We start from the raw sequence: 25,060 nt of genomic DNA, 5'->3' as shown, positions 1-25,060 counted from the left end.
CCGCAAGCCGCAAGCTGGAGCCTTTGCGACTGCTGAGGACTCCCCTTGGACTGGCACACCCTGCTTACCCGCGAACGTCTGGGCAAACCCGTGCAGAGCTCCGAGGAGCTCGGCCGCAGCGCCTTCCACAAGGACCACGACCGCATCATCTTCTCCGGCGCCTTCCGCCGCCTCGGGCGCAAGACCCAGGTGCACCCGGTCTCCAGCAACGACCACATCCACACCCGCCTGACCCACAGCCTGGAGGTGGCCTGCGTCGGCCGCTCGCTGGGCATGCGCGTCGGCGAGATGCTGCGCGACGCCCTGCCGATCTGGTGCGACCCCGGTGACCTGGGGGTGATCGTGCAGTCGGCCTGCCTGGCCCACGACATCGGCAACCCGCCGTTCGGCCACTCCGGCGAGGACGCCATCCGCCACTGGTTCCAGCTCGCCGACGAGCGTGGCTGGCTGGACGCCCTGAGCCAAGCCGAGCGCGCCGACTTCCTCGGCTTCGAGGGCAACGCCCAGGGCCTGCGGGTGCTGACCCAGCTGGAGTACCACCAGTTCGACGGCGGCACCCGGCTGACCTACGCCACCCTCGGCACCTACCTGAAGTACCCGTGGAGCGCCCGCCACGCCGACGCCCAGGGCTACAAGAAGCACAAGTTCGGCTGCTACCAGAGCGAGCTGCCGCTGCTCGAGCAGATCGCCCGCAAGCTGCAGCTGCCACAGCTCGAGCCCGAGCGCTGGGCGCGCCATCCGCTGGTCTACCTGATGGAGGCGGCCGACGACATCTGCTACGGCCTGATCGACCTCGAGGACGGCCTGGAGATGGACCTGCTCGACTATCCCGAGGTCGAGGCGCTGCTGCTCGACCTGGTCGGCGACGACCTGCCGGAAACCTACCGCCAGCTCGGCCCCAGGGATTCGCGCCGGCGCAAGCTGGCGATCCTGCGCGGCAAGGCCATCGAGCACCTGACCAATGCCGCGGCGCGGGCCTTCGTCGCCCAGCACGACGCGCTGCTCGCCGGCAGCCTGGAGGGCGACCTGGTCGAGCACATGCACGGCCCGGCCAAGCAGTGCGTGCTGCGCGCCAAGGCGCTGGCGCGGCAGAAGATCTTCCAGGACAAGCGCAAGACCCTGCACGAGATCGGCGCCTACACCACCCTGGAGATCCTCCTCAATGCCTTCTGCGGCGCGGTGCTGGAGCAGCACGGCGGGCGCACGCCGTCGTTCAAGAACCGGCGCATCCTCGACCTGCTCGGCAACAACGCGCCCGATCCGCACCGCCCGCTGTACCAGGCCTACCTGCGGGTGATCGACTTCATCGCCGGGATGACCGACAGCTACGCCACCGAGATGGCCCGCGAGATGACCGGCCGCTCCAGCCCGGTCTGAAACGCAAAAGCCCCGCGGCACGGGCGTGGCGCGGGGCTTTTGCGGGGAAACGCGGTGATCAGGCGTTGATGGCCTTCTCCGGGTACCAGGCATCGGCCAGCTCGCCGATCTTGAAGCTTTCCAGCTCGCCGCGGCCCTGCAGCCAGGCCTCGACGGCGGCGCGCTGTTCGGCGCTGACCGAGCCGCGCTTGTTCAGGCAGACCATGCCGAACTCGTCGCAGCCGATGAAGATCAGGCCGTTGGCCTCGATGGCCTGGTCGAGGAACTGCCCGAGGAAGGCCTCGGCGGCTTCGCCCTCGAGATCCTCGCGGTAGTTGAGGATCAGCTCGAAGCCGAGTTCCTGGAACTCGTCGACACAGAGCTTCTTGCGCAGGCGGCGGGAACGATTGGTAGCCATGGATGCATCCTCGAACGTATGGGGTGCGGCACTCTACCAGCTTCCGCAGGTCAGGCCCATGACAGCGGGCTCCGTTCGGCACGAAAAGCCCCGAAATAGCGGGCTTGAGGCATAATTGCCCGATTCTTTCGTCCGCGAACGTTGAGACGCCCCATGCTGTTGCGCGTAACCAAGTCCTTGCTCGCCAAGGCATCCGAGATCGCCCGCCCGCTGCGCCTGCTCGGCCTCGCGGGCCTGCTGCTGCCCGCCACCCTGCCGCTGCCGAGCCATGCCGCCAGTCTGCCGCCGCGGGTGGAGCAGGCGCTCAAGGCCAGCAAGCTGAGCAGCGACGCCCTGTCGGTGGCGCTGATCCCCCTCGACGGCCCCGGCACCCCCAGCTACCTCAACGCCGACCGCCCGGTGAACCCGGCCTCGACCATGAAGCTGGTGACCACCTACGCCGCGCTGGAGCTGCTCGGCCCGACCCACCAGTGGAAGACCGCCTTCTACACCGACGGCCCGCTGCGCAACGGCGTGCTGCAGGGCAACCTCTACCTCAAGGGCGGCGGCGATCCCAAGCTGACCATGGAGCGCCTGTGGCTGCTGCTGCGCGACCTGCGCCACGCCGGCGTGCAGCAGGTGCAGGGCGACCTGGTGCTGGAGCGCAACCACTTCCGCACCGACGGCCAGACGCCGTTCGACGACGACGGCGGCGACCGCACCAAGCCCTATCTGGTCGAGCCCGACGCGCTGATGGTCAACCTCAAGACCCTGCGCCTGATCGTGCGCGGCGAGGCGCGCGGCGCCGCGGTGCAGGCCGAACCGCCGATCCCCTACATCCGCATCGACAACCGGGTGAAGGTGACCGCCCCGGCCACCTGCCCGGGCTGGCCGCAGGTGACCTACAACTTCCAGCCGCAGGCCGACGGCAGCCTCGAGGTGATCGCCGCCGGGCAGATCCCGGAAGGCTGCAGCGGCCAGCGCTACCTGTCGCTGCTCGACCACCCGGCCTTCACCGGCGGCACCGTGCGCGCGCTGTGGAGCGAGCTGGGCGGCAGCATCAGCGGCCAGGACCGCCTCGGCGCCACCCCGGGCAACGCCCGCCTGCTGGCCCAGGCCTGGTCGCCGGACGTGGTGGAGATCATTCGCGACATCAACAAGTACAGCAACAACACCATGGCCCGGCAGCTGTTCCTGTCGATCGGCGCGCGCCACCGCCTGCCGGGCGACGCCAACGATGCCGCGGCCGCCTACCGGGCCATCGACCAGTGGTTGACCCGCAAAGGCATCCGCGCACCGAACCTGGTGCTGGAGAACGGCTCCGGGCTGTCGCGCCGCGAGCGCATCAGCGCCCGCGAGATGGCCGCCATGCTGCATGCGGCGTGGAAGAGCCCGTATGCCGCCGAGTTCATCTCCTCGATGCCGCTGGCGGCGATGGACGGCACCCTGCGCAAGCGCATGCGCAACACCCCGCTGGCCGGCAACGCGCACCTGAAGACCGGCACCCTGAACAACGTGCGCGCTCTGGCCGGCTACAGCCGCGACGCCCAGGGCCACACCTGGGCGGCGGTGGTGATCCTCAACCACCCGCGGCCGTGGGGCGCCTCGGCGATCCTCGACCAGGTGCTGCAGGAGCTGTACCGCCAGCCGGGCAGCCTGAGCGCCGGCCTGGCCCGCTGAGCCGCCCACGAAAAACCGCCTGCCCGGGACACCGGACAGGCGGTTTTTTCATGGGTGGTAGTCCGGCAGGGGGGAACACGACCGCAGGTCTTTTCCACCGCCCAGTCCCCTGCTCGGGCACTGCTAGAGGATCGCTGCGCGAGTCCTCTACCCTACCTGGTCACGCTCCCTACCGGGCAGTCAGGCGCCAGGCGCGGTGGATCTTCGGGTTGCGGGCGAAGTCCGGATCGAGGGTCTGCGCGCTGATCTCCTCCACCGCGTAGCGCTGCTCCAGGGCCGGATCGAGCTGGAACTTGCGGAAGTTGTTGGAGAAGTACAGCACCCCGCCCCTGGCCAGGCGCGCCATCGCCAGGTCGAGCAGGTGCACGTGGTCGCGCTGCACGTCGAACACGCCTTCCATGCGCTTGGAGTTGGAGAAGGTCGGCGGATCGATGAAGATCAGCTCGTATTCGCCGCGATCGGCCTCCAGCCACTCCATCACGTCGCCCTGCTCGAGGCGGTGCTTGTCGGAGAAGCCGTTGAGCGCCAGGTTGCGCCGCGCCCAGTCGAGGTAGGTCTTCGACAGGTCGACGCTGGTGGTGCTGCGTGCGCCGCCCTTGGCCGCATGCACGGTGGCGGTCGCGGTGTAGCAGAACAGGTTGAGGAAGCGCTTGCCGGCGGCCTCCTTCTGGATGCGCAGGCGCAGCGGGCGGTGGTCGAGGAACAGCCCGGTGTCGAGGTAGTCGGTGAGGTTGACCAGCAGCTTGACGCCGCCCTCGCCGACTTCCATGAAGCGGCCCTGCTGGTCCTGGCGCTCGTACTGCTTCTTGCCGGCCTGGCGCTCGCGGCGCTTGATCACCACCCGCGCCGGATCCATGTCCAGCGCCTGGGGAATCGCCGCCAGGGCGTCGAGCAGGCGCGCCTGCGCCTTGTCCGGATCGATCGAGCGCGGCGGCGCGTATTCCTGCACGTGCACCCAGTCGCGGTACAGGTCGACGGCCAGGGCGTACTCCGGCATGTCGGCGTCATACAGGCGGTAGCACTCGACGTCGGCCTTGCGCGCCCACTTGCCGAGGGTCTTGAGGTTCTTCTGCAGGCGGTTGGCGAACATCTGCCCGCCTTCGGACAGCCGCGCCGGCTCGGTGCGCACCGCCGGCGGGCGCTCGACCAGTTGGCCGCCGATCATCCGCGCCTGGCTCGGCGCCGGCTGGGCCGACTCGTTGCGGCCGGTGACGAACTGCTCCGGCAGCACCTTGAACAGCAGCAGCTTGCACGGCAGCGCGCCGTTCCAGAAGGCATACTGCTTGTGGCTGCGGATGCCCATGCGCTTGCCCAGCTCCGGGGCGCCGGTGAACACCGCCGCCTCCCAGTTCAGGCAGGACTGGCGCAGGCGCTCGCCGAGGTTCTGGTAGAGGTACAGCAGGCTGGCCTCGTCGCCGAGGCGCTCGCCGTAGGGCGGGTTGCACACCACCAGGCCGGTCTGGTTCTGGTCCGGGCGCGGTTCGAAGGTGGCCAGTTCGCCCTGGTAGATCTTCACCCACTCGGACAGGCCGGCGCGCTCGATGTTGTTGCGCCCCGGCTGGATCAGCCGCGGGTCGGCCTCGTAGCCGCGGATCCACAGCGGCGGGCGGGCGAGGCCGGCGGCAGCGCGCGCCTCGGCCTCCTCGTGCAGCTTCTTCCAGATCGCCGGCACGTGGCCCAGCCAGTTGGAGAAGCCCCACTTCTCGCGCCTGAGGTTCGGCGCGATGTCGGCGGCCATCATCCCCGCCTCGACCAGGAAGGTGCCGACGCCGCACATCGGGTCGGCCAGTGCGCCGCCTTCGGCGGCGATGCGCGGCCAGCCGGCGCGGATCAGGATGGCCGCGGCGAGGTTTTCCTTGAGCGGCGCGGCGCCCTGCTGCAGGCGGTAGCCGCGCTGGTGCAGGCTGAAGCCGGACAGATCCAGCGACAGCACCAGCTCGCCGCGCTCCAGGCGCGCGTGGATACGCAGGTCGGGCTCGTACTTGTCCACCGACGGCCGCTGGCCGGACTGCGCGCGCAGGGCGTCGACGATGCCGTCCTTGACCTTGAGGGCGCCGAAGTGGGTGTTGTCGATGCCGGCGCCGCGGCCGGAGAATTCCACCGCCAGGCTGCCGGTGGGCAGCAGGTGCTCGCTCCAGTCGATGCCGCGCACCGCCTGGTAGAGCGTCTCGGCGCTGTCCACCGCAAAGCGGCCGAGCACCAGCAGCACGCGGTTGGCCAGACGCGACCACAGGCACAGGCGGTAGGCGGTTTCCAGGCTGCCCTGCCCCTGCACGGCGGCCACCTGGGCGCGGCCGTCTTGCAGGCCGAGCGCGGCGGCCTCCTCGAGGAGCAGGGTTTCCAGCCCCTTGGGACTGGTGAGAACGAGCGGGTACAGATCGGACATGCGGTATTCCAGGGGCAGAGCCCGTCATGGGGTGTGACGCAGGGTCGCGGATGACCCCTCGTCGGAAGGCGGGCGCCGCAGGCGGCCTCACCGTCGGGTATTCAGTATCGGCGCAACAGGGCTGCCCAGGCGAGCCAGCCCGTCTGCCACGGGGATATGTCCCCTCTCCAACGCAATGAAAGCATTAGGATTATTTTTTTATGACAAAACGATCATTCACAGAGTCCCGGACATTGCTTTAGAACTCAAGACAGATCCGCGGCCGCAAGCGCTGCGGGACACGCTCGCCACGCCGGCAGCGAGCAGCAGGTGGCAGAACCTCTGCCAGGCCTCCCGAGAGGCCAACGGGAACAGTACAGTCAACGACCGAGGGCAATACCCGATGAGAAGACTTAAGCGTGATCCGTTGGAACGAGCCTTTTTGCGCGGTTATCAGTATGGCGTCAGCGGCAAATCCCGCGACATGTGCCCCTTCACCCAACCTTCCGCACGCCAGGCCTGGCTCAACGGCTGGCGCGAGGGCCGGGTCGACAACTGGGAGGGCATGACCGGCACTGCCGGCGTCCATCGTCTCAACCAGCTGAACGCCGTAGGCTGAGCCCACTCTTCACCTTCCGACCGGCTCTTCCATCCATCCACCACAGGGCTCCCGCGGGAGCCCTGCCTGTTTCCGGCCTCAGGCCCTGCCGGCTGCGGCGATGGCATCCACCGCCGCGCGGATCAGCGCCGGCCCCTTGTAGATGAAGCCCGAATAGATCTGCACCAGGCTGGCGCCGGCGGCGATCTTTTCCGCCGCGTGCACACCCTCGGTGATCCCGCCGACGGCGATGATCGGCAGGCGTCCGCCCAGTTCGCCGGCCAAGACGCGCACCGTGTGGGTGCTCCGGTCGCGCACCGGCGCCCCGGACAGGCCGCCGGCCTCGTCGGCATGCGCCAGCCCCTCCACGCCCTCGCGGCTCAGGGTGGTGTTGGTGGCGATCACCGCATCCATGCCGGTCTCCAGCAGCGCACGGGCGACCAGCACGGTTTCCTCGTCGCTCATGTCCGGGGCGATCTTGATCGCCAGCGGCACGCGCCGGCCATGACGCACCGCCAGCTCCTCCTGACGCACGCGCAGGGCCTCGAGCAGCTGCTTGAGCGAGTCGCCGAACTGCAGGCTGCGCAGCCCGGGAGTGTTCGGCGAGCTGACGTTGACCGTCACGTAGCTGGCGTGGGCATAGACCTTGTCCAGGCAGATCAGGTAGTCGTCCACCGCGCGCTCGACTGGGGTGTCGAAGTTCTTGCCGATGTTGATGCCGAGGATGCCGCGGTACTTGGCCGCCTGCACCCGCGCCAGCAGGTGGTCGACGCCGAGGTTGTTGAAGCCCATGCGGTTGATGATCGCCTCGGCCTGCGGCAGGCGGAACAGCCGCGGCTTGGGGTTGCCCGGCTGCGGGCGCGGGGTCACGGTGCCGATCTCGATGAAGCCGAAACCGAGCTGGGCGAAACCGTCGATGGCGTCGCCGTTCTTGTCCAGGCCGGCGGCCAGGCCGACCGGATTGGGGAACTCCAGGCCCATCACCGTCACCGGCAGGCGCGGCGTCTGGCACACCAGGCGGTTGAGGCCGAGGCGGCCGCCGGCGCCGATCAGGTCGATGGCCAGTTCGTGGGAGGTTTCCGGGGACAGCTTGAACAGCAGCTCGCGAGCCAGAGCGTACATGGGCAGGGGTCATCAGGAGGCCAGAAGGGCGCAGATTATAGCCCAGTGACCGCCGGGCGGCGAAGCCGCCGCCGGCAATCCGCCGCTCCAGAGCGGCCTGGCAACAGAACGCCAGCATTCTTTTGACGGCCGAAGTCGGGTAGTCTTGGCTTCTGTTAGGCCTTGGGGCAAGGTCCGTGCGGCATACTCCCCCGCCTATAATCCATCTGTGTGCAGGAAGCATTCGGGCATGACCATGCCACCCATCACACTGACCGAGCGTCTCGCGGCCCTGCTCCAGCGTCTGGGGCTGGGCGGGCGCGGCAGCCAGCAGCTGCGCGAGCAGGCGGCGCGTCTGCGCCTGCCCTTCGCTCCCCTGCCGGAGGTGCCGGACAGCATCTGGTGGCAGGACGGCCCGCCGCTGCAGCGCCTGGCCGACCTGCCGCGCGGCGCCCTGTCCGGTCCGGTGCAGGAAGACAAGGCGGCCGCCCATGGCGCGCTGCGCGCGCTGATCCGGGTCGAGGAACGGCAGATCGGCGAGTTCGACCTGCGCTGGATCGACGGTCTCGGCGGCGCCCCGGAGTCGGGCTGGCGCTTCAACCGCTTCGAGGACTACGCCGCCTCGTCCGCCTGCCGCAGCATCCGCCTGATCAGCTACAAGGATTTCAGCCGCACCCTGGCCCAGGCCCTGCCGCACCATGCCAGCGGCGAGACCCTCTACCTGCGCCAGGCCAGCTGGCGCGGCGAGCGCTACTTCTGGAGCGGCGAACAGGCCGCGCCGGCCTTCGCCTGTGCGGTGGCCTACGCCCGCCGCCGCGGCCTGACCATCCAGCTGCCGGCGCTGCTCAGCGAATATCGCCTGAGCCGCAGCGGCCTCGACCAGCTGGATGCCGGCTACCATGTACTGGCCATGCCGGCCGCGGCCTGGAGCGACGCGCGCTTCATGCGCCTGCTGCTCACCGGCATGCCCTACGCCCGCCTCAACCTGCTGCGCGACAGCGGCGGCCCGGAGTTCCTCCTCCTGCCACGCAGCCAGGCCGACGCCGACGCCCTCGGCGAGGGCCTGCGCCTAGCCGGCGCCGCCGACGTCAGCGCCTGGCTGCGCACGCTGCTGGCGATCTGAACGGCGTCAGGCCGGCACCCCATCGCGCTCGCGAGCCAGCCGCGCTCCCGCCTGGGCGGCGGGCAGCGGGCGGCCGCACAGGTAGCCCTGCACCGCATCGCAGCCGAGCGCACGCAGCAGCTCCAGCTGGCTGGCGGTCTCCACGCCCTCGGCGACCACCTGCAGGTCCAGGCCCTGGCCCATGGCGATCACGGTGGCGACTATCTTGTCGGCGCGTGCGTCCTGACCCAGGCCGTCGATGAAGCTCTTGTCGATCTTCAGCTTGTCGATGGGGAAACGGCTGAGATAGGCCAGCGACGAGTAGCCGGTGCCGAAGTCGTCCACCGCCAGGTGCACGCCCAGGGCCTTGAGCTCGGCCAGACGCACCTGGGTCTCCAGGTTCTGCGCCATCAGCGCGCCTTCGGTGATCTCCAGCTCGAGCAGCGCGCCGGGCAGGCCGCTGTCCTCCAGCGCGCGGCGCACCAGCTCGACCACGTCCAGATGCTGGAACTGGCGCGGCGACAGGTTGACGCTGACCGGCACCGCCGGCAGGCCCGCCTCACCCCAGCGCACGGCCTGGCGACAGGCCTCGTGCATCACCCACTCGCCGAGGGCGAGGATCAGCCCGGTCTCCTCGAGCAGCGGGATGAACACCGCCGGCGACACCGGCTCGCCCTGGATCGGGCACCAGCGCACCAGCGCCTCGAAGCCGAGGATGCGGCCGCTGGCGATGTCCACCTGCGGCTGATAGTAGAGCTGGAACTCCTGGGCGGTGATCGCCCGGTGCAGGCGGCTTTCCAGGGCCTGACGATTCTCCGCGGCGCGGGTCAGCTCCTCGGTGTGGAACTGGTAGTTGTTGCGGCCGTTTTCCTTGGCCTGGTACATGGCCACGTCGGCGCAGCGGATCAGCTCGGACATTTCCAGGCCGTCGTCGGGGTACAGGCTGATGCCGATGCTGGCGCCGACGAACAGCTCGTGACCGCTGCCGACGCGGAACGGCTGCTGCAGAAGGTCGATCAGGTCCTGGGCGACCAGCGCCGCCTCTTCGGGGTGATGGATGCCCTCGAGGACCAGCAGGAACTCGTCGCCGCCCAGACGGGCGAACATGTCCTCGGCGCGGATGCGCTGGCGCAGGCGCCCGGCGATCAGTACCAGCAGCTCGTCGCCGACGCCGTGGCCGAGACTGTCGTTGACCCGCTTGAAGCCGTCGAGATCGAGGAACAGCACCGCCACCTTGCAGTGCAGGCGGCGCGCCCGCTCGATGGCGCCGTTGAGGTGCGACTGCACGAGGATGCGGTTGGGCAGCTCGGTGAGCGGGTCGTAGTGGGCCAGGCGCTCGAGCTGCGCCTCGGACTCCTTGAGCTGGGAGATGTCGCTGAACACCGCCACATAGTTGGTCAGCTTGCCCTTGTCGTCGCGCACCGCGCTGATGCTGTGCCACTGCGGGAACACCTCGCCGGACTTGCGGCGGTTCCACACCTCGCCCTGCCAGTGGCCCTCATCGAGCAGGGCGGTCCACATGCTCTGGTAGAACTCCTTGCTCTGCCGGCCGGAGCTGACCATGCTCGGGTTGCGGCCGAGCACCTCGTGCTCCTCGTAGCCGGTGATGTCGCAGAAGGCACGGTTGACCGCGATGATCTTCGGCGTGGTATCGGTGATCACCACCCCCTCGCGGGCGTTGGTGAACACCGCGGCGGCATGGCGCAGCTTCTCGTCCGCCGCCTTGCGCGCCGAGATGTCCAGCAGCAGGCTCTCCAGGCACAGCGGCTCGCCCGCCGCATCGCGGTGCACGCGGGTATAGTCCTCGATCCAGATGTAGCCGCCGACGCCGGTACGGATGCGGTATTCGAGGACGAATTCCGGACGCGCCTCGTCGATGCTGCGCTGCACCTCGGCCAGCACCAGCGGCAGGTCGTCCGCATGGATCAGGGTGGTGAACCAGCGCTGGCCGTCGAGCAGGCTGGACGCCGAATAGCCCCAGCGCTCGACGTTGCTGGACACGAACTGCACCGGCCAGCCGGTCTGCGCCTTGCGCCGCAGCATCACCATCGGGCTGGCGACCACCGCATCCACCACCGCCTGCACCGTCTCGCGGTCCTTGTAGCGCTGGGTGACGTCGAGCAGGGTGCCGATGATCGCCGGCAGACCGTCCAGCTCGATGCGGGTGCCGAAGGCCTCGGCCATGAACTCGCGACCGTCGCGGGTCAGCGCGCGAAACTCGTAGTGGGCCGAAACCAGCTCGCCGCGTTCGCGCCGGTCGAGCATGTCGCGCACCCGCGGCCGGTCGGCCTCGCAGACCAGGTCCAGCAGCGAGCGCGCCACCAGCTCCTGCGGCTGGTAGCCGAACCATTCGGCCAGACGCGGGTTGGCGTACTCGAAGTGGCCGTCGCGCAGCACGTAGACACCGACCAGCGACTGTTCGACCAGTCCGCGGAAACGCGCCTCGTTGGCCTGCAGCTCGCTGCCGGCATCCAGCTCGGACTGGATGTCGAAGGCGCTGCCCAGGTAGCCGTTGAACTGGCCATCGCGCCCCACCAGCGGCTCGCCATGCAGCTGCACCCAGTGGTAGCGTCCGGTCCGCGCACGCAGGCGCAGGCGCACGGCGAAGTCCACCCCGCAGCCACTACCGCCCTCGGTCAGCAGCGGCTCGAGCAGGCGGCGATCGTCGGGATGCAGCGCCTGCCACCAGCCCTCGCCCTGGCTGTCCTCGTCGCCCATCCCGGTGAGCTGCATCCAGGCGGCGTTGACGTAGACGCAGCGCTGCTGGCGGTCGACCTGCCACACCGGACTGGGAATGCAGTTGAGCAGGTATTCGTTGTAGTCGCGGGCGCTGATCACCCGCTGCATCAGGGCACCGAACTCGGCGGCCAGCTGGCCGACCTCGTCGCCGCCGAGCACCGGCAGGCTGTCGATGCGCCCGGTGCTGAGCCGGCGCACGTCGTCCAGCAGCTCCTCGATGCGATCGGTGAGCAGGCGCTTGAGCAGCCAGGCCAGCAGCAGGGCCAGCAGCAGCAGCGGCACCAGCAGCATGAGCAGTTGCTGACCGGTGCGCGCCCAGGCCTTGTCGCGCAGCGTATCGGTACGCATGACCAGCACCACCATGCCCCCGCCGGGTACGCTCGCCTCCTCGCCCAGCGGATAGCCGCCCAGCAGCAGCTCGTCGCCCTCCAGCCAGTGCAGGTGCTGACGCTCCCAGCGCTCGGGATCCGCCAGCAGGTGTTCGACGGCCGGCATGTTCAGCGGCATGCGCGACGCCCCCTGGGGCAGGCTCAGGGCGCGCAGGCGACCGCTGCCATCGAGCACGGCCGCGTAGACCAGGGCCGGATGGCTGAGATGTTCGCTGAACAGGTGTCCGAGGCGCTCGGCGCTGGCGGATCCGTTCTGCACCAGGCCGCTGGCGATGAAGTGACCGATGAAGTCGGTGGTGGTTTCCAGCTCGCCCATCGTCTCCTGCAGCGAGTGGCGATAGACCGAGAGTACCTGATAGGCGGAGACCAGCAGTCCGAAGCAGAGAAAGGCGCTCAGCAACAAGGCACGCAGGGTGAACAGGCGACTCATGCGCGATCTCTCCAGGGCGGGACTCTGTCACGAAAGCGGCGGAACCTCCCGGTGGGCAGGACTAGGCGCGCCCGCAGTACAGCTGCCGCAGGGATGGGTGCAGGGTTTCTCGCTTGTTGCCCGACCGCTCCCAACGGCACACTTTGCATGCACCCGCGGCAGAAAAGCAAAAGGGTTACTCGCAAAAACGTAACCCGTTGATATGTATCAAGATTCTGGTGCGCGAGGGGGGATTCGAACCCCCGACCTACCGCTTAGGAGGCGGTTGCTCTATCCAGCTGAGCTACAGGCGCTAATGGCCGGCGATGTTAAACGAGGCGCGGCGACTTGTCATGCCCGGAAGCCAAATCCGCCGCCCGGCAATGCCCAACCAATCGCAATTCCGCCACCACCGACTGGCCAGCCCCGGCTCCAGCGGTCACACTGCCCATCCCTCCCCGCCGCATGCGCGGGGCGCGACTATGGATGGAAACGGTGCCGGCGCGGGCAACTGATGAACGGAAGCAACCGGGCATGGTCATATCACTGCTACCTGCACATTCCCATCTGCGATCACCTGATAACGCGGTTAGACAGCCCATGAAACAGAGCCTCCCCTCCCGCTCCAGTCGGAGCGCCGACAAGTTTGTCGTCCGCCTGCCGGAGGGCATGCGTGCCCGCATCGCCGAAGTGGCCCGCCACTACCACCGCAGCATGAACTCCGAGATCATCGCGCGCCTGGAGAAGACCCTGCTCGCCGAGGGCAGCCTGCCCAGCGCCGGCAGCAGCGCCGCTGCCTCCGGCGAACTGCCCCCGCACGAGCACCAGCTGCTGCAGCGCTTCCGCCAGCTGCCGCAGCCGCAGCAGAGCGCGCTGATAGCCCTGCTCAACAGCGCGGCGAACAGCTGACCCTCCAGACGCACAAGGGCCGCCGGACATCTGCCGGGCGGCCCTTGTGACGGCACGAGCGGCGTGCCCCACCCGCTACATGAGGAACAGGGTGGCCAGGCCGAGGAAGATGAAGAAGCCGCCGCTGTCGGTCATGGCAGTGATCATCACGCTGGCGCCCATCGCCGGATCGCGCCCCAGACGCGCCAGGGTCATGGGGATCAGCACCCCCATCAGCGCGGCGAGCAGCAGGTTGAGGGTCATCGCCCCGGTCATCACCGCACCCAGCGACCAGCTGCCGTACAGGTACCAGGCCACCCCGCCGATCACCCCCCCCCAGACCAGGCCGTTGATCAGGCCGACGCCCAGCTCCTTGCGCAGCAGACGCATGGTGTTGCCCGTCCCCACCTGATCCAGCGCCATGGCGCGGACGATCATGGTGATGGTCTGGTTGCCGGAGTTGCCGCCGATGCCGGCGACGATCGGCATCAATGCCGCCAGCGCCACCAGCTTCTCGATGGAACCCTCGAACAGGCCGATCACCCGCGAGGCGAGAAAGGCGGTGACCAGGTTGATCGCCAGCCAGGCCCAGCGGTTGCGCACCGATTTCCACACCGAGGCGAAGATGTCCTCCTCCTCGCGCAGGCCGGCCATGTTGAGCACTTCGCTCTCGCTTTCCTCGCGGATCAGGTCGACCATCTCGTCGATGGTCAGACGGCCGATCAGCTTGTCGCTCTTGTCCACCACCGGCGCGGAAATCAGGTCGTAGCGCTCGAAGGCCTGGGCGGCGTCGTGGGCGTCCTCCTCGGGATGGAAACTCACCGGGTCGGTGGCCATCACCTCGGCGACTTTCTTGTCGGGGTCGTTGACCAGCAGGCGCTTGATCGGCAGCACGCCCTGCAGGATGCCGTCGTAGTCGACCACGAACAGCTTGTCGGTGTGCCCCGGCAGCTCCTTGAGCCGGCGCAGGTAGCGCAGCACCACCTCGAGGGTCACGTCGTCGCGGATGGTGACCATCTCGAAGTCCATCAGCGCACCGACCTGGTCCTCCTCGTAGGACAATGCCGAACGCACCCGCTCGCGCTGCTGCGCATCGAGCGTCTCCATCAGCTCGTGGACCACGTCGCGCGGCAGCTCGGGAGCCAGGTCGGCCAGCTCGTCGGCGTCGAGGTCGCGGGTCGCGGCGAGGATCTCGTGATCGTCCATGTCGGCGATCAGCGTCTCGCGCACCGCGTCGGAGACTTCGAGGAGGATGTCGCCGTCGCGCTCGGCCTTGACCAGCTGCCAGACCGTCAGGCGGTCGTCGAGCGGCAGGGCTTCGAGGATGTGGGCGATGTCGGCGGGATGGAGATCGTCGAGCCGGCGCTGCAGCTCGGCCAGGTTCTGGCGGTGCACCAGGCTCTCGACCAGTTCCTGGTGCTCACCTTCCTGACGCTGGGTCAGCCCCTCCACCAGCCTGTGCCGGTGCAGCAGCTCGACCACCTGGGCCAGACGATCCTGCAGGCTTTCCTGGGGCTTCTTGGCTTCTGCTTCGGTCATTGCGCACTCCCTGTCCCCCAGTGGCAGGACGCGCCCCGGAGGCAATCAATCTTTCAAGATGCAGACGAACAATCGAGGTTCGGGATAACTGGGTAAGTCCATGGCTGGATTTCCACACGACCCGCTGGGGGGCAGACGTGTCAATGATAACATCCGCGGCGCCCTTGGGCGCGTCGAATCGGCCCGTGGCAGAGCGGCTGCGGGAACGAAACGCGGGAAATGAAAAAAGGGCCTGCATCGCTGCAGGCCCTTTCGGTATGGCGCACTCAGGAGGATTCGAACCTCCGACCGCCCGGTTCGTAGCCGGGTACTCTATCCAGCTGAGCTATGAGTGCACATGTGATGTTTAGCCAGATCACCGCTGGTCCGGAATCGCCGGCAATGCCGGCGACCCTGAAGATGGCGCACTCAGGAGGATTCGAACCTCCGACCGCCCGGTTCGTAGCCGGGTACTCTATCCAGCTGAGCTATGAGTGCACATGTGATGTTTAGCCAGATCACCGCTGGTTCGGAATCACCGGCAATGCCGGTAACCCTGAAGATGGCGCACTCGGGAGGATTCGAACCTCCGACCGCCCGGTTCGTAGCCGGGTACTCTATCCAGCTGAGCTACGAGTGCGCAGGGCTGCCTGTCTTGCCAGGCTGTCACTCCGTCGAGCCATGCGACTCTCTGGAGAAAAATGGCGGAGAGGGGGGGATTCGAACCCCCGACACCCTTTTGAGGTGTACTCCCTTAGCAGGGGAGCGCCTTCGGCCACTCGGCCACCTCTCCGCAACACGGGGCGTACTATACCCAAGCAAACCCCGTTTGCAAAGCCTTGATTCGATAAAAATCGAAAAAAAATCAATGGCTTGGTTCTTCGTCCTTCTCCTTCTGGATGCGCTGGTAGATTTCCTCGCGATGTACTGCGACTTCCTTGGGTGCATTGACGCCAATGCGCACCTGATTGCCCTTCACGCCCAGCACGGTCACGGTGACATCGTCACCGACCATCAGGGTCTCTCCCACGCGGCGAGTCAGAATAAGCATTCCTTTTCTCCTTTTGCCTGTATCAGGACAGCTGTCTGCAAGAAAAATGGCTAAACACCGGAGGGAAAAACTCCCCCCAGCTATCGCCCAAGTATTGACCAGAGCCGGCGGAATGAAATCCTCCATCCCGGCCAAAAACGACAAAAGGCGCGGAAAGCCGCGCCTTTTGCTCGGGAGGCGTCACTCGCCCTGACGGGTCGGCGCGTCCAGATCGAAAGCGGTGTGCAGCGCGCGCACGGCCAGCTCGAGGTACTTCTCCTCGACCACAACGCTGATCTTGATTTCCGAGGTGGAGATCATCTGGATGTTGATGTTCTCCTTGGCCAGCGCCTCGAACATGCGGCTGGCCACGCCGGCGTGGGAGCGCATGCCGACGCCGACCAGCGACACCTTGGCGATGTCGGTGTCGCCGGACACCTCGCGGGCGCCGAGCGCCTGGGCGGTCTGGCCGAGGATCGCCAGCGCCTTGTCGTAGTCGTTGCGGTGCACGGTGAAGGTGAAGTCGGTGGTGTTATCGTGCGCCACGTTCTGCACGATCATGTCCACCTCGATGTTGGCGGCGCTGATCGGGCCGAGGATCTTGAACGCCACGCCGGGAATGTCCGGTACGCCGCGAATGGTCAGCTTGGCTTCGTCGCGGTTGAAGGCGATGCCGGAGATGATCGGCTGTTCCATGGATTCCTCTTCGTCGATGGTGATGAGGGTGCCCGGACCCTCCTGGAAGCTGTGCAGCACGCGCAGCGGGACGTTGTACTTGCCGGCGAACTCCACCGAGCGGATCTGCAGCACCTTGGAGCCGAGGCTGGCCATTTCCAGCATCTCCTCGAAGGTGATCTTCTCCAGCCGCTGGGCCTTGGCGACCACGCGCGGGTCGGTGGTGTAGACGCCGTCCACGTCGGTATAGATCTGGCACTCGGCGGCCTTGAGCGCCGCGGCCAGGGCCACGCCGGTGGTGTCGGAGCCGCCACGGCCGAGGGTGGTGATGTTGCCCTGCGCGTCGACGCCCTGGAAACCGGCGACCACCACCACGCGACCGGCGTTCAGCTCGCCACGGATGCGGGCGTCGTCGATCTCGAGGATGCGCGCCTTGGTGTGGGCGCTGTCGGTGAGGATGCGCACCTGGTTGCCGGTGAAGGACACCGCCGGCACGCCGCGCTTGATCAGCGCCATGCTGAGCAGGCCGATGGTGACCTGCTCGCCGGTGGAGATGATGGCGTCCAGCTCGCGCGGATCGGGCTGCGGCATGACCTGCTTGGCCAGTTCGATCAGACGGTTGGTCTCGCCGCTCATGGCCGAGACCACCACCACGAGGTCATGTCCCGCCTCGCGGAACTTCTTCACCTTCTCGGCCACCTGCTCGATGCGCTCGACGCTGCCGACCGAGGTGCCGCCGAATTTCTGTACGATCAATGCCATTTCGATGCTGCCCAACCGCGAAGAAAAAGTCGCCCATTAAAACCGCCAGGCCGGGACCTGCCAAGAGCCCGCCGGGCGCGGGGCGGGCTCTCGCATCCGGTCAGAACGCGGCGGCGACGAACGGCTCGACCAGCGCCAGCGCCTCGCCCAGCTTGCCGGCGTCCACGCCGCCGCCCTGGGCCATGTCCGGGCGGCCGCCGCCCTTGCCGCCGACCAGCGCGGCGGCCTGCTTCATCAGCTCGCCGGCCTTGAGCCTGGCGGTGAGGTCCTGGGTCACGCCGGCGACCAGCACCACCTTGCCGTCGAACTCGCCGCCGAGCAGGATCACCGCGCGGCCCAGCTTGTTCTTCAACTGATCGACCAGCGCCAGCAGGGCCTTGCCGTCCAGACCGTCGAGACGCGCGGCCAGCACCTTGACCCCATGGACGTCGACCGCGGAACCGGCCAGATCGTCGCCGGCGGCGCTGGCGGCCTTGGCCTTGAGCTGCTCCAGCTCCTTCTCCAGCTGGCGGTTGCGCTCGAGCAGACCGGCCAGCTTGTCCAGCAGGTTGTCGCGCGAGCCCTTGACCAGCGCGGCGGCTTCCTTGAGCTGCTCCTCGGCGCCGTTGAGGTAGGCGAGCGCCTGCTCGCCGGTCACCGCCTCGATGCGGCGCACGCCGGCGGCCACGCCGCCCTCGCTGACGATCTTGAACAGGCCGATGTCGCCGGTGCGCTGGACATGGGTGCCGCCGCACAGCTCGACGGAGAAGCCGCCGCCCATGCTCAGCACGCGCACGCTGTCGCCGTACTTCTCGCCGAACAGCGCCATGGCGCCCTTGGCCTTGGCGGTGTCGATATCGGTTTCCTCGGTCTCGACCTCGGAGTTCCTGCGGATCTCGGCGTTGACCAGGTCCTCGAGGGCCTTGAGCTGCTCGGGCTTGATCGCCTCGAAGTGGTTGAAGTCGAAGCGCAGGCGCTGGCTGTCGACCAGCGAGCCCTTCTGCTGCACGTGCTCGCCGAGGATCTGGCGCAGCGCGGCGTGCAGCAGGTGGGTGGCCGAGTGGTTGAGCGCGGTGGCGCCGCGCACACTGGCGTCGACGATGGCCTCGACGCTGTCACCGAGCTTCAGGCTGCCGGCGTCGAGGATGCCGTGGTGCAGGAAGGCGCCACCGGCCTTGCGGGTGTCGCGCACGTCGAAGCGCACGCCGTCCTGGCTCAGGTAGCCGCAGTCGCCGGCCTGGCCGCCGGACTCGGCGTAGAACGGCGTCTGGTCGAGCACCACCACGCCCTCCTCGCCGGCGCTCAGGCTGTCGACGCTCATGCCTTCCTTGAACAGGGCGACGACCTTGCCGCTGCCGCTGGTGCCCGCGTAGCCGGTGAAGCGGGTCTCGCCTTCCACCTTGATCAGGCTGTTGTAGTCCATGTCGAAGGCGCTGGCCGAGCGGGCGCGCTCGCGCTGGGCCTGCATCTCGCGCTCGAAGCCTTCCTCGTCGATCGACAGCTCGCGCTCGCGGGCGATGTCGCCGGTCAGATCGACCGGGAAGCCGTAGGTGTCGTACAGCTTGAACACCACGTCGCCGGGGATCACCTTGCCCTCGAGGCCGGCCAGGTCCTGCTCGAGGATCTTCAGGCCCTGCTCCAAGGTCTTGGCGAACTGCTCTTCCTCGGTCTTCAGCACGCGCTCGATGTGCGCCTGCTGCGCCTTGAGTTCCGGATAGGCCTCGCCCATCTCGGCCACCAGGGCGGCGACGATCCTGTGGAAGAAGGCGCCCTTGGCGCCCAGCTTGTTGCCGTGGCGGCAGGCGCGGCGGACGATGCGGCGCAGCACGTAGCCGCGACCCTCGTTGGACGGGGTGACGCCGTCGGCGACCAGGAAGCCGCAAGAGCGGATGTGGTCGGCGACCACCTTCAGCGAGGCCTGCCCCTCGTTGGCGCAGCCGATGGCCGCGGCGGAGGCGTTGAGCAGGCTCTGGAACAGGTCGATCTCGTAGTTCGAGTTGACGTGCTGCAGCACGGCGCTGATGCGCTCGAGGCCCATGCCGGTGTCCACGCTCGGCGCCGGCAGCGGGTGCAGCACGCCGTCCGCGGTGCGGTTGAACTGCATGAACACGTTGTTCCAGATCTCGATGTAGCGGTCGCCGTCTTCCTCGGGCGAGCCGGGCGGGCCGCCCCAGATGTGCTCGCCGTGGTCGAAGAAGATCTCGGTGCACGGACCGCACGGCCCGGTGTCGCCCATCGCCCAGAAGTTGTCGGACGCGTAGGGCGCGCCCTTGTTGTCGCCGATGCGCACCATGCGCTCGGCCGGCACGCCGACTTCCTGGGTCCAGATGTCGTAGGCCTCGTCGTCGCTGGCGTAGACGGTGACCCACAGCTTCTCGGCCGGCAGGTTCAGCCACTTGGGCGAGGTGAGGAATTCCCAGGCATAGGCGATGGCGTCGCGCTTGAAGTAGTCGCCGAAGCTGAAGTTGCCCAGCATCTCGAAGAAGGTGTGGTGACGCGCGGTGTAGCCGACGTTCTCCAGGTCGTTGTGCTTGCCGCCGGCACGCACGCACTTCTGGCTGGTGGTGGCGCGGGTGTAGGCGCGCTTCTCCAGGCCGAGGAAGCAGTCCTTGAACTGGTTCATGCCGGCGTTGGTGAACAGCAGGGTCGGGTCGTTGGCCGGAATCAGCGAACTGGATGCGACGCGGGTATGCCCCTTCTCTTCGAAGAAGCGGAGGAAGGCTTCACGGATTTCTGCGCTTTTCATGGATTTTTCTCGGGAAACTGGATCGCTGCGGCCATTGCCTGACTGCCGCACGGATAACCGGCAAAGACGGGCATTATATAAACAACCCGCGCCAACTTGCATCGGCGCAGGCTATCGGCCCGATAGGAATGAACGCGGGGAAGTTCAGGGACAGACGTCGGCCAGGCTGACCGGCACCACGATCAGGCCGGCGCGCAGGCCGTTCTTCACCCTGGGGTTGGGAAACACGATGCGCGCACCGCGCTCCACCACCTGCCAGCGCCGGCCGCCGGCATCCTCCGCCAGCAGGCTGCCCGCCTCCAGTGCGGTGAAGTTCTCCACCGCATCGTCCAGGTACAGACGGAAGTCGTGGCTGTGCTTGATGATCTCGCGGGCGATGCTGAACAGCTGCAGGGCCGCAGGGTCGCCGGGGGGCAGCTCGCGGCCCTCGATCAGCGCGCGCAGCAGCGTCTCCAGGCGGCCGAGGTCGATGCCCTGGTTCTGCCCGAACGGCCGCGCCTGGCCCAGCTCGAGGGTGAAGGCCTCGGCGCCGAAGCGCTGGCTGGAGAAGGCGCTGAAGGTGGTCGAGGTGCCGCTCTGCAGCAACAGCGCCTGCAGCCCCGCGGCCTGCAGGCAGGCCAGCTGCTCGCGGGTCGGCGGCTGCGCGCTGGCCGGGCGCAGGGCGAACTGCTCGATCTGCGAGCCGCGGATCGCGGTGTGCAGGTCGTAGTGCAGGCGCCGGCGCCCGGAACTGGCGAAGAACAGCTCGGCCTGCAGCTCCAGTTCCACCGCGCGCAGGGCTTCGGGACCGCTGACCGAGGGATCGCCGCCGCCGAACAGACGGTTGAGGTCGTAGCCGACGAAGCGCTCGCCGCGGCGCAGCCCGGCGGGATTGCCGAGCACCAGCAGCAGGCGCACGGCCGGCTGCAGGCGGCAGGAGGCGATGTCGTGAAGCAGGCGCTCGAGCAGCTCGACCGGCGCGGTCTCGTCGCCGTGGATGCCCGCCGACAGCAGCAGATCGACACCGCTGTCGCCGCCGGCCGGCGGCTCGACCAGCAGCACGCCCTCGGCCTTCCACTGCAGGCGGGCGCCGGAGGCGCAGACCTGGATCTTTTCCGAGGGCTCGCGTCCGGCCAGGGTCAGCTCAAGCAGTTTGCCGAGGGCAAGCATGGCAGGCGCTCCTTACGGCTGGCGGTACTCCCAGCATAGCCGGCGACTCAGTGGTGGTCGCAGCCGCAGTCGGGGCCATGCTCGTGGGCCTCGGCGGCTTCCAGCTCGACGCTCAGCGACAGCTGGTTGACCGCCTGCGGGCGCACCACCAGCAGCGGGATGTCGGTCTCGCCCTCGACCGACTCGGCGTAGACGATCACCCCGCCCTTGCCGTCGGCCTCCAGCCACAGCTCGCGGCCTTCGAGGCGCACCGCCACGCGCGCGCTGTGGGTTTCCCGACGTTCGCCGTAGGCATCTTCGAGGATCAGGGGCAGGCTTTCGCTCATGGAAGTTTCTCGCTCAGACACGCTGGAAGGAATAGAGGGCTCCCAGCTTAAGGATTTGCGTCAGTTCGTCCAGTGCCGCGCGCGACTCGTCGAGCAGTTGCGGGTCGGCCAGATCACGGCTTACCAGGCGGTCGCGGTAGTGGCGGGCGACCCAGCGCTCGAGGCTATCGCACAGCGTCGGGGTCAGCAGCACGCCGGCATGGGTCGCCGCCAGCTGGCCCGGGGTGAGCACCACGCGCAGGCGCAGGCAGGCCGGACCGCCGCCGTTGCGCATGCTCTGCCTGAGGTCGACCACCTCGAGGGCGCGGATCGGGTTGTCGGCGGCCAGCAGCGCCTGCAGCCAGGCCCAGACTTGCGCCTGCTCGCGGCACTCCTCGGGCACCAGCAGCAGCATGGAGCCGTCGGCGCGGGTCAGCAGCTGGCTGTTGAACAGGTAGCTGCGCACCGCCTGCTCCAGCGACACGAGCGCGCGCGGCACGCACAGCGCCTGCAGGTGGCCGCCGCGGCGCGCCAGCTTGCCGGCCAGCTCGTCCAGAACCCGCGCGCCGTCGAGGAAGGCGTCCTCGTGATGCAGCAGCAGCTCGCCGTTGGCCACCGCGATCACGTCGTTGTGGAACACCCCGGCGTCGATCGCCGCCGGGTTCTGCTGGGCGAACACCACGCCGTCGGCGGCCAGACCGTGCAGGCGCGCCAGCGCCGCGCTGGCCTCGCGGGTCTGCCGCGCCGGGAAGCGCTGCGGCTGCGGCGCCTGCGGATCGAAGGCGCTGCGCCCGTAGACGAACAGCTCGACGCCGGGCTCGCCATGGGCGCGGCACAGCCGTGCGTGGTTGGCCGCGCCCTCGTCGCCGAAGGTCGCCTGGGCCGGCAGCGCCGGGTGATGGGCGAAGTGCCGCGGATCGCCGAAGATCTTCTGCAGCACGCGGGCGCTGGCCGGAGGCTCGATCGAGCGATGCAGCTGGGCGTGGAGGTTGGCGGCGGTGAAGTGCACGCGGCCGTCGGCGGTATCGGCGCCGGGGCTGACGGTGGCGGCGTTGGCCGTCCACATGCTGGCCGCCGAGCCGAGCGCGGTCAGCAGCGCCGGCGCCTCGCCGGCGGCGCGCGCCAGCACCTGGGCGTCGCTGCCGGCAAAGCCCAGCGCGCGCAGGGTGGCCAGGTCGGGGCGCTCCTGCGGCGGCAGCACGCCCTGGACGAAGCCCAGCTCCAGCAGGCGGCGCATCTTCGCCAGCCCCTGCAGCGCCGCCGCACGCGGATCGGCCGGCTGCTCGCGGCTGCCCATCGAGGCCAGGTTGCCGGGCGACAGGCCGGCGTAGTTGTGGGTCGGGCCGACCAGGCCGTCGAAGTTGACCTCGACGACGCTCACAGCGCCAGTCCCGGCGGCAGGCTGGCCGGCACGGCGAGTTGTGCGCTCTCCAGCGAGGCCACCGGGTAGGCGCAGTAGTCGGCGGCGTACCAGGCGCTCGGCCGGTGGTTGCCGGAGGCACCGATGCCGCCGAACGGCGTGCTGCTGGCGGCGCCGGTCAGCGGGCGGTTCCAGTTGACGATGCCGGCGCGGGCCTGCAGCAGGAACTGCTCGTAGCGCTCGGGCGAGTCGGAGATCAGCCCGGCAGCCAGGCCGAAACGGGTGGCGTTGGCCTCGCCCAGCGCCGCTTCGAAGTCGGCATAGCGGAGCACCTGCAGCAACGGGCCGAAGTGTTCCTCGTCGGGACGCTCGGCCACTGCGCCGACGTCGAGGATGCCCGGGCTCAGCAGCGCCGTGCCCGGCTCCAGCTGGCGCATCGCCAGCAGCGGCGTGGCGCCGCGGGCGAGCAGGTCATCCTGGGCCGCGAGCAGACGGGCGGCGGCCTCGGGCGAGATCAGCGCGCCCATGAAGGGTTGCGGATCGGCATCGAAGCGGCCGACGCGCAGGCGGGAAACGACCTCGACCAGCCGCACCAGCAGGCGTTCGCCCCACGCCCCGGCCGGCACCAGCAGGCGCCGCGCGCAGGTGCAGCGCTGGCCGGCGGAGAGGAAGGCGCTCTGCACGATGCACAGCACCGCGGCGTCGAGATCGGCGACCTCCTCGACCAGCAGCGGGTTGTTGCCGCCCATCTCCAGGGCGAGGATCTTCTGCGGCTGCTCGGCGAACTGGCGGTGCAGCAGGCGCCCGGTGGCACTGGAACCGGTGAACAGCAGGCCGTCCAGCTCGGTTTCGGCGGCCAGTGCGGCGCCGGTGGCGCGACCACCCGGCAGCAGGTTGAGCACCCCGTCTGGCAGGCCGGCCTCGATCCAGCAGCGCACGGTCAGCTCGGCCACCGCCGGGGTCAGCTCGCTGGGCTTGAACAGCACGCAGTTGCCGGCCAGCAGCGCCGGGACTATGTGGCCGTTGGGCAGGTGGCCGGGGGAAGTTGTAGGGGCCGAACACCGCCAGCACGCCATGCGGGCGGTGGCGCAGCACGCTGTGGGCGTCGCCCAGCGGCGCGCGGCGCTCGCCGGCGCGCTCGGCCTGGGCGCGGATCGAGATGGCCACCTTGCCGACCATGCTGGCGACCTCGGTGCTCGCCTCCCACAGCGGCTTGCCGGTCTCGCGGCCGATCAGCCGGGCCAGCTCGTCGCTGCGCGCCCTGAGCACCTCGGCGAAGCGTTCCAGCACGGCGATGCGCTCGGCCAGCGGCCGCGCGGCCCAGGCCGGGAAGGCGCGGCGCGCGGCGCGGGCGGCGGCGGCGACCTGCGCGGCGCTGGCCGCGCGGCCCTGCCAGAGCAGCTGGCGGTCGCAGGGATCAAGCGAGACCAGTGCCTCGCCCTCCCCGGCCAGCCACTGGCCGCCGAGGTACAAGCTCATCGCCAGCCGACCTGCGCCGACAACGGCACCGCGCGCACCTGGGCGCCGGCGGAAAGGCGCAGGCGCTTGGCGGTGACGGCATCCACCACCAGGGTGCCGGAGGCCGGGCGCGCCTGGCCGACGGTGATCCGGCAGTCCTCGCGCTTGCGGTTGTGGATGAGGAACTGCGGCGCCTCCTCGCCCGGGGTGCCGATGGCCAGCACCAGGGTCTGGCTGTCGCGTACCGCGCGGATGTTGCCGGTCTCGCACTCCAGCGCCGGGCCGCCATCGAAGATGTCGATGTAGCCCTGGTAGCTGAAGCCCTCGGCGCGCAGCATGGTCAGCGCCGGCTCGGTGTCGCGGTGCACGCGGCCGATCACCGCGCGCGCCTCCTCGCTGAGGAAGCAGGTGTACAGCGGAAACTTGGGCATCAGCTTGGCGATGAAGGCCTTGTTGCCGACCCCGGTCAGGTAGTCGGCCTGGGAGAACTCCATCTTGAAGAAGTGCCGGCCGAGGCTTTCCCAGAACGGCGCGCGGGCGTTGTCGTCGGAGATGCCGCGCATCTCGGCGATCACCTTGTCGGCGAACAGCTCGCGGAACTCGGCGATGAACAGGAAGCGCGCCTTGGACAGCAGGCGCCCGCTGAGCCCGCTGTGGCGGTAGCGGGCGTCGAGGAACAGCGAACAGACCTCGGTGTTGCCGGTCAGGTCGTTGGCCAGGAACAGGGTCGGGTTCTCGCGGTGGATGCCCAGCTCGCGCGAGGCGCTGACGGTCAGGCCGACCCGGTAGTTGTACCAGGGCTCGCGCAGGCCGACCGCGCCGTTGATGGCGCTGATGCCGACCACCTGGCCGTCGTCGGTCTCCAGCACGAACTGGTAGTCGGCGTCGGCGCGTTCGGCCTCGCCGTGGAAGGACTTCTCCGCCCAGGCCACGCGCTGGGCCAGGCGTTCCTCGTTGGCCGGCAGCGAGGTGAGGCCGGCACCGGTGCTGCGCGCCATGGCGATCAGCGCGGGCATGTCGGTGCTGCGAACGGGACGAACGATCATGGTGCCTC

17 protein-coding genes, 5 tRNA genes and 1 pseudogene are annotated in these 25,060 nt (G+C 68.8%); 5 read left to right on the top strand and 18 right to left on the bottom strand.

The window, feature by feature from the left end:
* The first annotated feature begins 45 nt into the window (after positions 1-45).
* Positions 46-1,377 (top strand): deoxyguanosinetriphosphate triphosphohydrolase, encoded by a 1,332-nt coding sequence (locus tag RA210_RS05345; RefSeq protein ID WP_136489287.1) that lies wholly within the window; start codon positions 46-48, stop codon positions 1,375-1,377.
* A 58-nt stretch (positions 1,378-1,435) separates the two neighbouring features.
* Here RA210_RS05345 and RA210_RS05340 read toward each other — a convergent pair whose 3' ends face one another.
* Positions 1,436-1,774 (bottom strand): YggL family protein, encoded by a 339-nt coding sequence (locus RA210_RS05340; RefSeq protein WP_136489288.1) that lies wholly within the window; start codon positions 1,772-1,774, stop codon positions 1,436-1,438.
* Positions 1,775-1,927: 153 nt separating this feature from the next.
* Between RA210_RS05340 and dacB the strand changes: the two genes are divergently transcribed.
* Positions 1,928-3,433, top strand: a complete 1,506-nt coding sequence (gene dacB / locus RA210_RS05335; protein ID WP_201485631.1) for a D-alanyl-D-alanine carboxypeptidase/D-alanyl-D-alanine endopeptidase — start codon at positions 1,928-1,930, stop codon at positions 3,431-3,433.
* 169 nt (positions 3,434-3,602) lie between these two features.
* Here the strand turns inward: dacB and rlmKL are convergent, their stop codons facing one another.
* On the bottom strand, positions 3,603-5,819 hold the full coding sequence (rlmKL, locus tag RA210_RS05330; RefSeq protein WP_136489290.1) for a bifunctional 23S rRNA (guanine(2069)-N(7))-methyltransferase RlmK/23S rRNA (guanine(2445)-N(2))-methyltransferase RlmL: 2,217 nt from the start codon (positions 5,817-5,819) through the stop codon (positions 3,603-3,605).
* Between the two features lie 382 nt (positions 5,820-6,201).
* Here rlmKL and rmf point away from each other — a divergent pair, with 382 nt between their 5' ends.
* Positions 6,202-6,417 (top strand): ribosome modulation factor, encoded by a 216-nt coding sequence (gene rmf, locus RA210_RS05325; protein WP_136489301.1) that lies wholly within the window; start codon positions 6,202-6,204, stop codon positions 6,415-6,417.
* Positions 6,418-6,495: 78 nt separating this feature from the next.
* Here the strand turns inward: rmf and RA210_RS05320 are convergent, their stop codons facing one another.
* Positions 6,496-7,518, bottom strand: a complete 1,023-nt coding sequence (locus RA210_RS05320; RefSeq protein ID WP_201485630.1) for a quinone-dependent dihydroorotate dehydrogenase — start codon at positions 7,516-7,518, stop codon at positions 6,496-6,498.
* Between the two features lie 229 nt (positions 7,519-7,747).
* Here RA210_RS05320 and RA210_RS05315 point away from each other — a divergent pair, with 229 nt between their 5' ends.
* Positions 7,748-8,620, top strand: a complete 873-nt coding sequence (locus tag RA210_RS05315; RefSeq protein WP_136489292.1) for a DUF6685 family protein — start codon at positions 7,748-7,750, stop codon at positions 8,618-8,620.
* 6 nt (positions 8,621-8,626) lie between these two features.
* Here RA210_RS05315 and RA210_RS05310 read toward each other — a convergent pair whose 3' ends face one another.
* Both RA210_RS05310 and RA210_RS05305 read right to left on the bottom strand, forming a co-directional pair.
* On the bottom strand, positions 8,627-12,157 hold the full coding sequence (locus RA210_RS05310) for a sensor domain-containing protein (RefSeq protein WP_201485629.1): 3,531 nt from the start codon (positions 12,155-12,157) through the stop codon (positions 8,627-8,629).
* A 216-nt stretch (positions 12,158-12,373) separates the two neighbouring features.
* A tRNA-Arg gene (locus RA210_RS05305) sits at positions 12,374-12,450 on the bottom strand.
* Positions 12,451-12,736: 286 nt separating this feature from the next.
* Between RA210_RS05305 and RA210_RS05300 the strand changes: the two genes are divergently transcribed.
* Entirely contained in the window at positions 12,737-13,045 is a 309-nt protein-coding gene (locus tag RA210_RS05300) for an Arc family DNA-binding protein (protein WP_236574621.1), read from the top strand.
* A gap of 75 nt (positions 13,046-13,120) precedes the next feature.
* Here the strand turns inward: RA210_RS05300 and mgtE are convergent, their stop codons facing one another.
* From mgtE to astA, 13 genes and pseudogenes are all read right to left on the bottom strand, one after another.
* The gene (gene mgtE, locus RA210_RS05295) at positions 13,121-14,563 is read right to left on the bottom strand and encodes a magnesium transporter (protein ID WP_136489294.1); all 1,443 of its coding nucleotides are present in this window, start codon (positions 14,561-14,563) and stop codon (positions 13,121-13,123) included.
* A 258-nt stretch (positions 14,564-14,821) separates the two neighbouring features.
* Positions 14,822-14,898 (bottom strand) — tRNA-Arg (locus tag RA210_RS05290).
* Between the two features lie 65 nt (positions 14,899-14,963).
* A tRNA-Arg gene (locus RA210_RS05285) sits at positions 14,964-15,040 on the bottom strand.
* Positions 15,041-15,105: 65 nt separating this feature from the next.
* Positions 15,106-15,182, bottom strand: a tRNA-Arg gene (locus RA210_RS05280).
* A gap of 62 nt (positions 15,183-15,244) precedes the next feature.
* Positions 15,245-15,335 (bottom strand) — tRNA-Ser (locus tag RA210_RS05275).
* Positions 15,336-15,407: 72 nt separating this feature from the next.
* Positions 15,408-15,593 (bottom strand): carbon storage regulator CsrA, encoded by a 186-nt coding sequence (csrA, locus tag RA210_RS05270; protein WP_090312814.1) that lies wholly within the window; start codon positions 15,591-15,593, stop codon positions 15,408-15,410.
* Positions 15,594-15,773: 180 nt separating this feature from the next.
* A complete protein-coding gene (locus RA210_RS05265; protein WP_136489295.1) occupies positions 15,774-17,009 on the bottom strand; it encodes an aspartate kinase in 1,236 nt (411 codons plus the stop codon).
* A gap of 100 nt (positions 17,010-17,109) precedes the next feature.
* The gene (alaS, locus tag RA210_RS05260; protein WP_201485628.1) at positions 17,110-19,734 is read right to left on the bottom strand and encodes an alanine--tRNA ligase; all 2,625 of its coding nucleotides are present in this window, start codon (positions 19,732-19,734) and stop codon (positions 17,110-17,112) included.
* A 144-nt stretch (positions 19,735-19,878) separates the two neighbouring features.
* Positions 19,879-20,883, bottom strand: coding sequence for a succinylglutamate desuccinylase (gene astE, locus RA210_RS05255; RefSeq protein ID WP_136489297.1), 1,005 nt, complete (start codon positions 20,881-20,883; stop codon positions 19,879-19,881).
* Between the two features lie 47 nt (positions 20,884-20,930).
* The gene (locus tag RA210_RS05250) at positions 20,931-21,209 is read right to left on the bottom strand and encodes a GTPase (RefSeq protein WP_136489298.1); all 279 of its coding nucleotides are present in this window, start codon (positions 21,207-21,209) and stop codon (positions 20,931-20,933) included.
* Between the two features lie 13 nt (positions 21,210-21,222).
* Positions 21,223-22,569: an N-succinylarginine dihydrolase gene (astB, locus tag RA210_RS05245; protein ID WP_201485627.1), complete on the bottom strand. Its 1,347-nt coding sequence runs from the start codon at positions 22,567-22,569 to the stop codon at positions 21,223-21,225.
* Positions 22,566-24,027, bottom strand: a pseudogene (gene astD / locus RA210_RS05240) (succinylglutamate-semialdehyde dehydrogenase). Before astD ends, astB begins: the two are co-directional and overlap by 4 nt.
* Positions 24,024-25,052 carry an arginine N-succinyltransferase gene (gene astA / locus RA210_RS05235; protein WP_136489875.1) on the bottom strand — a complete coding sequence of 343 codons (1,029 nt, stop codon included), beginning with the start codon at positions 25,050-25,052 and terminating at the stop codon, positions 24,024-24,026. The pseudogene astD and the gene astA overlap by 4 nt, the downstream one beginning before the upstream one ends.
* Between the last annotated feature and the right edge of the window lie 8 nt (positions 25,053-25,060).

The organism is Pseudomonas sp. OF001 (genome assembly GCF_904426495.1).
Taxonomy (GTDB): domain Bacteria; phylum Pseudomonadota; class Gammaproteobacteria; order Pseudomonadales; family Pseudomonadaceae; genus Geopseudomonas.
The sequence above is the reverse complement of the archived record's forward strand: the minus strand, read 5'-3'. Positions and strand labels throughout refer to the sequence as shown.

Coding starts and splice junctions, on each gene's coding strand:
- rmf (WP_136489301.1), top strand. CDS start 6,202: ATGAGAAGACTTAAGCGTGATCCGTTGGAACGAGCCTTTTTGCGCGGT.
- alaS (WP_201485628.1), bottom strand. CDS start 19,734: ATGAAAAGCGCAGAAATCCGTGAAGCCTTCCTCCGCTTCTTCGAAGAG.
- RA210_RS05250 (WP_136489298.1), bottom strand. CDS start 21,209: ATGAGCGAAAGCCTGCCCCTGATCCTCGAAGATGCCTACGGCGAACGT.
- RA210_RS05300 (WP_236574621.1), top strand. CDS start 12,737: ATGAAACAGAGCCTCCCCTCCCGCTCCAGTCGGAGCGCCGACAAGTTT.
- mgtE (WP_136489294.1), bottom strand. CDS start 14,563: ATGACCGAAGCAGAAGCCAAGAAGCCCCAGGAAAGCCTGCAGGATCGT.
- RA210_RS05265 (WP_136489295.1), bottom strand. CDS start 17,009: ATGGCATTGATCGTACAGAAATTCGGCGGCACCTCGGTCGGCAGCGTC.
- rlmKL (WP_136489290.1), bottom strand. CDS start 5,819: ATGTCCGATCTGTACCCGCTCGTTCTCACCAGTCCCAAGGGGCTGGAA.
- astA (WP_136489875.1), bottom strand. CDS start 25,052: ATGATCGTTCGTCCCGTTCGCAGCACCGACATGCCCGCGCTGATCGCC.
- RA210_RS05315 (WP_136489292.1), top strand. CDS start 7,748: ATGACCATGCCACCCATCACACTGACCGAGCGTCTCGCGGCCCTGCTC.
- RA210_RS05340 (WP_136489288.1), bottom strand. CDS start 1,774: ATGGCTACCAATCGTTCCCGCCGCCTGCGCAAGAAGCTCTGTGTCGAC.
- RA210_RS05310 (WP_201485629.1), bottom strand. CDS start 12,157: ATGAGTCGCCTGTTCACCCTGCGTGCCTTGTTGCTGAGCGCCTTTCTC.
- csrA (WP_090312814.1), bottom strand. CDS start 15,593: ATGCTTATTCTGACTCGCCGCGTGGGAGAGACCCTGATGGTCGGTGAC.
- dacB (WP_201485631.1), top strand. CDS start 1,928: ATGCTGTTGCGCGTAACCAAGTCCTTGCTCGCCAAGGCATCCGAGATC.
- astE (WP_136489297.1), bottom strand. CDS start 20,883: ATGCTTGCCCTCGGCAAACTGCTTGAGCTGACCCTGGCCGGACGCGAG.
- RA210_RS05320 (WP_201485630.1), bottom strand. CDS start 7,518: ATGTACGCTCTGGCTCGCGAGCTGCTGTTCAAGCTGTCCCCGGAAACC.